The sequence below is a fragment of the Mesorhizobium sp. AR07 genome, from assembly GCF_024746815.1.
Lineage (GTDB): Bacteria > Pseudomonadota > Alphaproteobacteria > Rhizobiales > Rhizobiaceae > Mesorhizobium.
The window spans coordinates 6,649,538-6,659,189 of sequence record NZ_CP080525.1 but is presented as its reverse complement, the minus strand read 5'-3'; the positions used below and the strand labels follow the sequence as shown (position 1 = coordinate 6,659,189).

Sequence of the window (9,652 nt, the reverse complement as noted above, 5' to 3'; positions counted from 1 at the left end):
GTCGTCCTCGATTGTGCGTTGGATGGTATAGAGTCTCGGCGCGCGCTGGGCAACGTCAATGCCGGTCGTCAGATGCAATCAATGTGGCGCTTCTTCGACGGGCAACGCTTCGATGATCACAAAGGCTTGAGCGAGCGGGAAATCATCCGTGATGGTGAGGTGGATTGCCGCCCGATGGCCCTTTGGCAGGATTTTGTCCAGCCGCGCCTGTGCCCCTCCCGTCAACGCCATGGTCGGCGCGCCGCTGGGCAGGTTGACGACACCCATGTCGCGCCAGAACACGCCTTGCGCCAGACCGGTGCCGAGCGCCTTGGCGCAAGCCTCCTTGGCAGCGAAGCGCTTGGCGTAGGACGCCGCACGCGCCCGGCGGTTCTCGGAACGGGCCTGCTCAAGATCGGTGTAGATTCTCTGGATGAAGCGCTGGCCGTGACGCTCCAGCGACTTCTCGATGCGTCTGATATCGATCAGGTCGCTGCCGATGCCGATGATCATCGCGCGGTGGAACCGACGCTTCCGCCGGGATGGGACGATTGCCCATGCTGGCTTGCGCGCTCTGCCAGGCGCTTGCGACGCTGCTCGCGGAAAGCGCTCATGCCCCACCGGGTGATGCCATAGAACAAGAGGCCGAACACCAGCCCGAGAGGCACCGCGCCGATCAGCATCGGCTCAAGCACGGGTTTCCACAGTTGCGCGAAGGAAAGATTATGCAGCATCTCGCCCAGATGCGCCGGCGGGCCATGCTTCGGCAGGCGATCATGCAGGATCAGCTTGCCGGTTTCCCAGGAGGCGCCCCACAGCAGCGGAAAGGTCAGCGGATTGCCGAAAAACACCGCGCCGAGTGCCGCCGCCACCAAATTGCCAGCGATTACCCAGCACAGAACGGCGGCAATGACGAAATGGAACCCGACCGGAAAGAAAGAGGCGAAGACGCCGGCAGCGACGCCGGCCGCCACTGCGTGCGGCGTGGCCTTCAGCCGCAGGATGCGCTTGGAGAAATACTGAAGCGAGCGCGAAAACGAGCGGCGCGGCCAAAGGTAGGTACGCACCCGTTCGAGAAGACCATCAGGCTTGCGACGTCGAAAAAGCACTCTGTTCCGTTCCACGGCGCCGACACCGGCACTTTCAGCCGGGCGTAACAGCACCATCTTGCGCTTGACGATCACCCAATGGCAATCGCCCCCTTGATATAGCCAACCCCAACCTCAACAACAACCGAAGGCCGCCTAGACAGCGCCCGAGCAGCAATAATTTTTGGTAAGGTTCGTCTCTCCCTACACCGAACAATCGCGGCGAATTTGAGAAGCGGCTTCAGTTTGTCGTCGCAAGCGGAGCGTCGATGACGCTAAGACCCGTATTCGCCGACCTCGACCAGGTTGCCGTCCGGGTCGCGGAAATAGACCGACATCATCGGACCCCGGGCCCCGACACGTTCGACAGGACCGAGTTCCACCACCACGCCATTGGCCTCGAGACGGGTGCTGACTTCACCCAGCGGCCTGTCGGTGATCAGGCAGAAATCGCCCGAGCCTGATGTCGGCGACTTCGCCTTCGGCTCGAACGTGCGGCCGACCTCGTGCACATTGATCTTCTGATTGCCGAAAGCCAGCGCCGTCGGCCGGCCCGGCGTGTCGATGCGTTCAAACCCAAGTACACGCTGGTAAAAGGCGCAGGTCACTTCCAGCGAAGCGACCGTCAGCACGAGATGATCGATGCCTGCGATCATCGTCAATTTGTTTTCATGCATGTCGTTACCCCAAAACCGCTGCACACTTTCGGGCGGCACGCATGGGTCAGATATTGCGGCTGCCGGGCTTGATCGCCGGGATGGCGGCCAGTTCCGGCGGCAAACGGTCTGCCGGATAGGCTGGAACCTCGTATTCAGCGAGCGCGATCAGAGGCACGCCGACATGGGTCTTGCCGGCTGAACGGTCGATGATGCAGGCAGCGGCAACCACTTCGGCGCCAAGCTCGCGCAGGCATTCGATGGTTTCGCGGATCGACAGGCCGGTGGTGACGATGTCCTCGATGATGACGACGCGCGAGCCCCTGGCGATTTCGAAGCGGCGCAGGCGGAATTCTCCGCCCTCCCGTTCGACCCAGATGGCTGGCACGCCGAGGTGGCGCGAGGTCTCATAGGCCGGGATCAACCCGCCGATCGCCGGACCGACGACATAGTCGATCTTGCCGGGAACGCTAGCGCGGATCTTTTCGGCCAGCGCCTTGCACAGCCGCTCGGTCTTGTCGGCATGCATGAACACACGCGCCTTCTGCAGGAAGACCGGGCTTCTCAGGCCCGAGGTCAAAATGAAATGCCCTTCGAGAACAGCGCCCGCCTCGCGGAAAATCCCCAGCACTTCATCGGTGTTCATGTCTGCCTCTTTTGATTGACCATGATCCTTTCCGAAAACCGGTCCCCACTTTTCGGGATCATGGTCTAGCCGTTCACACGCCTTGCATCGCTGACGCTCGAATTGTCCTTGAGCTGCGACAGCAGCCGGTTGAGGTGCTTCAGATCCCAGACTTCGAGATCGATCAGCATTTCGGTGAAGTCGGGCGCGGTGCGCACCATCGACAGCGTATGGATGTTGGCGTCGTTCGAGGCAACGACCTGTGCGATATCGGCGAGCGAGCCCGGCGCATTGATGGCGGTGACCGAGACGCGCGCGGGAAACCGTTCCTTGGTGCGCTCGTCAATGTCCCAGCGCACGTCGATCCAGCGCTCGGGCTGGTCGTCGAAGGCCTGCAGCGCCGGCGACTGGATCGGATAGATGGTGATGCCGGTGCCCGGCTGGACGATGCCGACGATGCGGTCGCCAGGCACCGCCCCTTCCGGCGCAAAACGCACCGGCAGATCGCCACGCACGCCGCGGATCGGCACGGCGCCGTCGCGCGGCTGGTCCTTGTCCTTGCGCGCGGCACGGCCTGGAATCTGGAACAGCATGCCGGCGGCGTTGCGGATCTTCGACCAGCCTTCCTCGCGCTGCTTGGGTGCTGCCGTGGTGACGCGCTCGTCCTTGTAGTCGGGAAATACCGCCTTCATGACGTCGGTGGAGGCAAGCTCGCCACGGCCGACCGAGGCCAGCACGTCCTCGATGTCCTTGCGCGCCAGCCGGTGCAGCACCTGCTTCAGACTCTCCTTGGTGAAGGTCTTGCCGGCGCGTTCGAAGGCGCGTTCCAGGATGCGAATGCCGAGCCCCGAATATTGCTTGCGGATGGCATTCTTGGTGGCACGGCGGATGGCCGAGCGCGCCTTGCCGGTGACGACGACCGATTCCCACGCAGCCGGCGGCACCTGCGCCTTGGAGCGGATGATCTCGACCTCGTCGCCGTTCTTCAGCTCCGTCATCAGCGGCATGATGCGGCCATTGACCTTGGCGCCGACGCAGGTGTCGCCGACATCGGTGTGCACCGCATAGGCGAAATCGATGGGCGTGGCACCTCGCGGCAGCGCAATCAGCATGCCTTTCGGGGTGAAACAGAACACCTGGTCCTGGAACAGTTCCAGCTTGGTGTTCTCGAGAAAGTCTTCCGGATTGTCACCCTCGGCAAGCTGCTCGATGGTGCGCCGCAGCCAGGCATAGGCGTTGGTCTCTTTCGAGATCGCGTGGGCAGCACCATTGGTCTTGCCGCCGGTGTCCTTGTAGATCGAATGCGCGGCAACGCCGTATTCGGCGATCTTGTTCATCTGGTGGGTGCGGATCTGCAGCTCGACGCGCTGGCGCGACGGCCCGACGATGGTGGTGTGGATCGACCGGTAGTCGTTCTGCTTCGGCGTCGAGATGTAATCCTTGAAGCGACCGGGCACCATCGACCATGTGGTGTGGATGGCGCCAAGCGCCCGGTAGCAATCCTCGACCGTCTCGACGACGACGCGGAAGCCGAAAATATCGGACAGCTGCTCGAAGGACAGCGCCTTGGCCTCCATCTTGCGAAATACCGACCACGGCTTCTTCTGCCGGCTCTTCACGCCAGCCTTGATCGCATGCTTTTCGAACAGCGCCGACAGCGCCTTCTCGATGTCCGACAGCACATCCTTGTTGCGCTCGAAGATTTCGGCGAGCCGGGCGGTGACGGCGCGGTAGGCTTCCGGATTGATGTAGCGGAAGGCGATCTCCTCCAGCTCCTCGCGCATACCTTGCATGCCCATGCGCCCGGCCAGCGGCGCATAGATGTCCATCGTCTCCTCGGCGATGCGAAGGCGCTTGGCCTCCGGCATATGGTCGAGGGTGCGCATGTTGTGCAGGCGGTCGGCGAGCTTGACCAGAAGCACACGGACGTCTTCCGAAATCGCCAGCAGAAGCTTGCGCAGGTTTTCCGCCTGCTCGGCCTTCTTCGACACCAGGTCGAGCTTCTTCAGCTTGGTCAGCCCCTCGACCAGCTTGCCCATTTCGGGTCCGAACAGCTCGTCGATCTCGGCCCGCGTCGCCGTGGTGTCCTCGATGGTGTCGTGCAGCAGGGCGACCGCGATCGTCGCCTCGTCCATATGCATTTCGGTGAGGATGGCGGCGACTTCGAGCGGATGCGAGAAATAGGGATCGCCGGAAGCGCGCTTCTGGTGGCCATGCTTCTGCATGGCATAAACATAGGCCTTGTTGAGCAACGCCTCGTTGACGTCAGGCTTGTAGCGCTGGACGCGCTCGACAAGCTCATACTGACGCATCATGGGCGGGATCTCGCAGCGGTGAAATGAATCATGCGCCGCACTGCTGTACGGCGCATGTCCGGTACCAACTGTCGCAAATACCAGATTCATGCATTATGCCGAACGCGGCCAAAACTGCATCTGGTATTTGCGACAGTTGGTACTAGATAGCCACGAAACTGCCGATACGGAAGTGGCGGACGATTATTCCAGCGACCTCCGCGACAGAGGCTCGCTTAGTAATCGTCGCTCTTTTCCGGGGGCACCAGGCCCTCGATGCCGGCCAGGAGATCTTCCTCGGTCATCCGGTCGAAGGTAATGTTCTCCTCGGCGTCATCGGCGTTGGTGGCCGCGACGGCGGCACCGGTCTGATCGGCAATCACCTCGCCGTCGGCCTCGGGTTCGTCGACCTCGACATGCTTCTGCAGCGAATGGATCAGGTCTTCCTTGAGGTCGTCGGGCGACAGCGTCTCGTCGGCGATCTCGCGCAGCGCCACGACCGGGTTCTTGTCGTTGTCACGCGGCACGGTGATCGGCGCGCCCTGGCTGATCTGGCGGGCACGGTGGCCGGCAAGGAGCACCAGCTCGAAGCGGTTGTCGACCTTGTCGATGCAATCTTCAACGGTTACGCGGGCCATGGATGCCCCTTTCATGCGATGGATTTGATGGAAAACAGGCGCGGTCCATAACCCGAACGCCACCAAAATACAAGCATCATGGCAATGGCCGGGTCGCCGGGCGCTCAATCCTTCGTTCAAACACCCGATTTGGCAAAACCAGGCTGCATCCATGGGTTCGGCAGCCGATCACAATTGCTTGCAGTGCGACAACACGCCCTTGGATTGCCGCGAAACTGGGGTTATCTCGGATGGTGCCAAGGTCAGCCGGTTTATTATGAGCCTGACCGATAGTCGCTACCGCTTTTCGTTTAGACGACCACTTATTTCGAAAAGGACTATTTTCCATGTTCGACCCTCGCGAAAAAATCGCCTTGTTCATCGACGGCGCCAATCTCTACGCGACGTCGCGCGCGCTCGGCTTCGACATCGACTATCGCAAGCTTCTGGCGAGCTTCCAGAAGCGCGGTTATCTGCTGCGCGCTTACTATTACACGGCGCTGGTCGAGGATCAGGAATACTCCTCGATCCGACCGCTGATCGACTGGCTCGACTATAACGGCTTCAAGGTGGTCACCAAGCCGGCCAAGGAATTCACCGACTCGACCGGCCGCCGCAAGATCAAGGGCAATATGGACATCGAACTCACGGTCGATGCGCTGGAACTCGCCGATGTCGTCGACCACTATGTCATCTTTTCCGGCGACGGCGATTTCCGCACGCTGGTCGAGGCGCTGCAGCGGCGCGGCCGCAAGGTATCGATCGTCTCGACCATGGCCTCGCAGCCGCCGATGATCTCCGACGATCTGCGCCGCCAAGCCGATCATTTCATCGACCTGACAACGCTGAAGAACGAGGTCGGTCGCGATCCGTCCGAACGGCCGGTGCGCCGTCCCGAGCCAGCCGAAGTCGACGAGGACGACTACTGAGGCCGGTCGCCTTGACCGCCCTTTCCTCTTCCGAACCCGGCCGCGACTGCCCGCTCTGCCCGCGGCTGCATGAGTTTATCGCCGAATGGCGGCAACGCGAGCCGTCCTGGTTCAACGCGCCGGTGCCGACCTTCCTGCCGCCGGAGGGCGACGATGCCGTCCGGCTTCTGATCGTCGGGCTGGCGCCCGGCCTGCGCGGCGCCAATCGCACCGGACGCCCCTTCACCGGCGACTATGCCGGCGACCTGCTGTACTCGACGTTGATTTCGCACGGTTTTGCGCGCGGTGAGTTCAAGGCGCGGCCGGATGACGGGCTGGAGCTCGTCGGCACCGCGATCACCAATGCGGTGCGCTGCGTGCCGCCGGAGAACAAGCCGGTGGGCGCCGAGATTGCCACCTGCCGGACGTTCCTGGTGCCGACGATCGCCCGGTTTGCCAATTTGCGTGCCGTGCTGGCGCTGGGATCGATCGCGCACCAATCGACAGTGCGCGCGTTGGGCGCGCGCGTCGCCGCCTATCCGTTCAAGCATGGCGGGCAACTGCCGGCCGGTGGCATCACGCTGTTTTCGAGCTATCATTGCTCGCGCTACAACACCAACACCGGCGTCTTGACCGAAGCGATGTTCGTCAGCGTCTTCAGCGAGATCGCGGCGTTCCTGCAGACATAGCGCCGCCTTCAGAACCCTTCCAGCACGATCTTGCCTTTGGCCTTGCCGGTCTCGATCAGGGCATGGGCGCGCTTCAGATTGGCGGCATTGATAGGACCGAAGGTCTCGCCCAATGTCGTGCGGATCGTACCCGTTTCGACAAGCCGGGCCAATTCGTTGAGGTGCTGGCCTTGCGCGGCCATGTCCTGCGTCTCGAACATCGAGCGGGTGAACATGAATTCCCAATGCACGGACACACTCTTGCGCTTGAACGGATTGATGTCGAGCGATTTGGGATCGTCGATCAGTCCGAACCGGCCTTGCGGGGCGATCAATTCGGCGATCTCGGCCAGATGCCGGTCAGTGTTGGTTGTCGAGAACACAAAGGCTGGCGCGCCGATGCCGAGGCTTGCGACTTCGGCGGCGAGCGGCCTGGAATGGTCGACGACATGATGGGCGCCGAGCCCAAGCGCCCAGTCGCGTGTCTCGGGCCGTGATGCGGTGGCGATCACCGTCAGATCGGTCAGTTGCCGCGCTAGCTGCACCGCGATCGAGCCGACACCGCCGGCGCCGCCAATGATCAGGATGGCATTCGCCGCGCCCGCGACAGGCTTCCTGACATCGAGGCGATCGAACAGAGCCTCCCAGGCGGTAATCGCGGTCAACGGCAGCGCCGCTGCCTGCGCATAGCCGAGCGAGCCGGGCTTGCGCCCCACAAGACGCTCATCGACATTGTGGAACTCGGCATTGGTGCCTTGCGGCGCCAGGGCGCCGGAATAGAAGACGTCGTCACCCACCTTGAATAGGCTGGCGTCCGGACCGGTCGCGACGACCCGGCCGGCGGTGTCCCAGCCGAGCACACGCCACGCTCCGGCTTCGGATCTGGCGCTTTGCCGCACCTTGGTGTCGACCGGGTTGACCGAGATTGCCTTCACCTCGACCAGCAGTTCACGGCCTTTCGGCTCTGGCTTGGGCAAGTCGATATCGACAAGGGAGACCTCATCGGTGATGGGGGCTGGAATTTGATAGCCGACGGCGCGCATTTTTGGTCTCCGCGATTGCTGTTGAACGTTGTTCGGAGCAGAGATGCGGATTATGTGCCGGAAGCGCAAGAATGCACATATAAAGCACATAGTGTCGAAAAGGATACCGTTATGCCGCGCATTCGCCACGAACGATTCGATTGCAGCCCTGGCTGCACCGTGGAAGGAACGCTCCGCTACATCGACGGAAAGTGGAAAGGCGTCGTGCTCTACCATCTGTTCGAGGGCACGCTGCGCTTCAACGAGATACGCCGGCGCATTCCGAACTGCACGCAGCGCATGCTGACCAACCAGCTCCGCGAACTGGAAGCTGACGGACTGATTGCGCGCAAGATCTACCCGCAGGTGCCGCCGAAGGTGGAATACAGCCTGACGCCGCGCGGCAGAAGCCTGGAAACGGTGATCACCGCGCTGAAAGTCTGGGGCGATGCCAATGTGACGCTCGCGCCGGAGGTCTCCCAGGCCGCGGCATGAATGCCCCGACCGGGTTCAGGGAGATCGTGGTGCCTCCGGAGAGATCGATCCCGGCGAGGCTGAATACAGCGCGGCCAACACGGCCGGCCCGCCCTGCAGCACATTGAGATCGACATCGCCGTTGATGCCGTCGACACGCCCTTTGTTGTGGTACTGCCAGTAGATCCAGTCGTCGCTGGCCGGCTGCAGCAGCAATGAGCGAAGCCAGAGCGGCCGGGCAACGATGCGCCCGGCATAGGCCTGCTCAGCCTCGTCGGTCAGATAGACAATCGCCGGCTTGCCGAATGCGGCCTCGACCGGAGCGAGGAACGCGGCGAGTTCGGCATTCAGTTGCTCGGGCGTTGGCCGCTGCGGGCAATTGCCGCCGAACTCGATGTCGACGACCGGCGGCAGCAGCGGCTGATCGTGCGGTACCACCGAGATGAAATTCTTCGCCTGGTCGCCACCTGGCCGGCAGAAGGTGAAGAAATGATAGGCGCCGACGGCAAGCCCGGCGGCGCGGGCCTCTTGCAGGTTCCTTGCGAAGGCGTCGTCGACATGATCGCCGCCTTCGGTCGCCTTGATGACGGCGAAGGCGACATCGTCGGCGGCAACGCGGCGCCAGTCGATCTGGCCCTGATGGTGGGAGACGTCGATGCCCCTGACCGGATATTTGCCACGGTCTGGCGAGAATGCCCTGAAATAGAAATGGCCGCCCACAGCGATGAAACACGCCAAAACCAGGCTGGCCAAGCCCAAAAGGACGATCCGGCTCTTCAAACGAATGGCCCCAGCCTACCCACGCTCTTTTAAGAGCCTGCCCTTCTCACGCGACCAGTCGCGCTGCTTCTCGCTTTCGCGCTTGTCATGCAGCTTCTTGCCGCGGCCGACGGCGAGCAGCAGCTTGGCGCGGCCCTGATCGTTGAAATAGATCTTTAGCGGCACCAGCGTCATGCCTTCGCGGTCGACGCTCTGCGACAGCTTGGCCATCTCGCGCTTGTTGAGCAGGAGTTTGCGGCGCCGGCGCGGCTCGTGGTTGAAGCGGTTGGCCTGCAGATATTCCGGCAGATAGGAATTGATCAGCCAGATTTCGCCGCCCTCGACCGAGGCATAACTATCCTGGATGTTGGCCTGGCCCTGGCGCAGCGACTTGACCTCGGTGCCGGTCAGCACCAGGCCGGTCTCGATCGTATCGAGAATCTCATAGGAAAACCGGGCCTTGCGGTTTTCCGAAACGGTCTTGTTGTTGGGATCGGCTTTTCTGACTTGATTCATGACGTCCAGAGTCCGTTTCGAAACTCGCTCCTGCGAGTCAGATGAT

At 62.2% G+C, this 9,652-nt stretch carries 12 protein-coding genes; 3 read left to right on the top strand and 9 right to left on the bottom strand.

Annotated features, from left to right (window positions below; translation table 11 throughout):
- Positions 1-78 precede the first annotated feature (78 nt).
- The 6 genes from acpS to rpoZ form a co-directional block, all read right to left on the bottom strand.
- On the bottom strand, positions 79-492 hold the full coding sequence (gene acpS / locus BPNPMPFG_RS32705) for a holo-ACP synthase (RefSeq protein WP_095086581.1): 414 nt from the start codon (positions 490-492) through the stop codon (positions 79-81).
- Positions 489-1,088 carry a DUF2062 domain-containing protein gene (locus tag BPNPMPFG_RS32700; RefSeq protein WP_258592649.1) on the bottom strand — a complete coding sequence of 200 codons (600 nt, stop codon included), beginning with the start codon at positions 1,086-1,088 and terminating at the stop codon, positions 489-491. Before BPNPMPFG_RS32700 ends, acpS begins: the two co-directional genes overlap by 4 nt.
- 254 nt (positions 1,089-1,342) lie before the next feature.
- Positions 1,343-1,744: a VOC family protein gene (locus BPNPMPFG_RS32695; RefSeq protein WP_258592648.1), complete on the bottom strand. Its 402-nt coding sequence runs from the start codon at positions 1,742-1,744 to the stop codon at positions 1,343-1,345.
- Positions 1,745-1,790: 46 nt separating this feature from the next.
- Positions 1,791-2,369, bottom strand: coding sequence for an orotate phosphoribosyltransferase (gene pyrE, locus BPNPMPFG_RS32690; RefSeq protein ID WP_258592647.1), 579 nt, complete (start codon positions 2,367-2,369; stop codon positions 1,791-1,793).
- Positions 2,370-2,434: 65 nt separating this feature from the next.
- Positions 2,435-4,663, bottom strand: a complete 2,229-nt coding sequence (locus BPNPMPFG_RS32685) for a RelA/SpoT family protein (protein WP_258592646.1) — start codon at positions 4,661-4,663, stop codon at positions 2,435-2,437.
- 215 nt (positions 4,664-4,878) lie between these two features.
- Complete coding sequence (gene rpoZ / locus BPNPMPFG_RS32680; RefSeq protein ID WP_258592645.1) at positions 4,879-5,280, bottom strand: DNA-directed RNA polymerase subunit omega; 402 nt, start codon at positions 5,278-5,280, stop codon at positions 4,879-4,881.
- Positions 5,281-5,606: 326 nt separating this feature from the next.
- Between rpoZ and BPNPMPFG_RS32675 the strand changes: the two genes are divergently transcribed.
- Positions 5,607-6,188: a LabA-like NYN domain-containing protein gene (locus tag BPNPMPFG_RS32675; RefSeq protein WP_023762095.1), complete on the top strand. Its 582-nt coding sequence runs from the start codon at positions 5,607-5,609 to the stop codon at positions 6,186-6,188.
- Between the two features lie 11 nt (positions 6,189-6,199).
- Positions 6,200-6,856, top strand: a complete 657-nt coding sequence (locus tag BPNPMPFG_RS32670) for a uracil-DNA glycosylase (protein ID WP_258592644.1) — start codon at positions 6,200-6,202, stop codon at positions 6,854-6,856.
- Between the two features lie 8 nt (positions 6,857-6,864).
- Here the strand turns inward: BPNPMPFG_RS32670 and BPNPMPFG_RS32665 are convergent, their stop codons facing one another.
- On the bottom strand, positions 6,865-7,878 hold the full coding sequence (locus BPNPMPFG_RS32665; protein ID WP_258592643.1) for a zinc-binding alcohol dehydrogenase family protein: 1,014 nt from the start codon (positions 7,876-7,878) through the stop codon (positions 6,865-6,867).
- Positions 7,879-7,989: 111 nt separating this feature from the next.
- On the opposite strand from BPNPMPFG_RS32665, the gene BPNPMPFG_RS32660 reads away from it, so the two are divergent.
- Positions 7,990-8,352, top strand: a complete 363-nt coding sequence (locus BPNPMPFG_RS32660) for a winged helix-turn-helix transcriptional regulator (protein ID WP_258592642.1) — start codon at positions 7,990-7,992, stop codon at positions 8,350-8,352.
- Between the two features lie 15 nt (positions 8,353-8,367).
- Here the strand turns inward: BPNPMPFG_RS32660 and BPNPMPFG_RS32655 are convergent, their stop codons facing one another.
- Positions 8,368-9,111 (bottom strand): glycoside hydrolase family 25 protein, encoded by a 744-nt coding sequence (locus tag BPNPMPFG_RS32655; RefSeq protein WP_258592641.1) that lies wholly within the window; start codon positions 9,109-9,111, stop codon positions 8,368-8,370.
- Between the two features lie 15 nt (positions 9,112-9,126).
- Positions 9,127-9,606 carry an SsrA-binding protein SmpB gene (gene smpB, locus BPNPMPFG_RS32650; RefSeq protein ID WP_136621238.1) on the bottom strand — a complete coding sequence of 160 codons (480 nt, stop codon included), beginning with the start codon at positions 9,604-9,606 and terminating at the stop codon, positions 9,127-9,129.
- Positions 9,607-9,652 lie beyond the last annotated feature (46 nt).

Excerpts from the sequence above, each read along its gene's own strand:
- acpS (WP_095086581.1), bottom strand. The coding sequence starts at position 492 with ATGATCATCGGCATCGGCAGCGACCTGATCGATATCAGACGCATCGAG.
- BPNPMPFG_RS32695 (WP_258592648.1), bottom strand. The coding sequence starts at position 1,744 with ATGCATGAAAACAAATTGACGATGATCGCAGGCATCGATCATCTCGTG.
- pyrE (WP_258592647.1), bottom strand. The coding sequence starts at position 2,369 with ATGAACACCGATGAAGTGCTGGGGATTTTCCGCGAGGCGGGCGCTGTT.
- BPNPMPFG_RS32685 (WP_258592646.1), bottom strand. The coding sequence starts at position 4,663 with ATGATGCGTCAGTATGAGCTTGTCGAGCGCGTCCAGCGCTACAAGCCT.
- rpoZ (WP_258592645.1), bottom strand. The coding sequence starts at position 5,280 with ATGGCCCGCGTAACCGTTGAAGATTGCATCGACAAGGTCGACAACCGC.
- BPNPMPFG_RS32675 (WP_023762095.1), top strand. The coding sequence starts at position 5,607 with ATGTTCGACCCTCGCGAAAAAATCGCCTTGTTCATCGACGGCGCCAAT.
- BPNPMPFG_RS32665 (WP_258592643.1), bottom strand. The coding sequence starts at position 7,878 with ATGCGCGCCGTCGGCTATCAAATTCCAGCCCCCATCACCGATGAGGTC.
- BPNPMPFG_RS32660 (WP_258592642.1), top strand. The coding sequence starts at position 7,990 with ATGCCGCGCATTCGCCACGAACGATTCGATTGCAGCCCTGGCTGCACC.
- smpB (WP_136621238.1), bottom strand. The coding sequence starts at position 9,606 with ATGAATCAAGTCAGAAAAGCCGATCCCAACAACAAGACCGTTTCGGAA.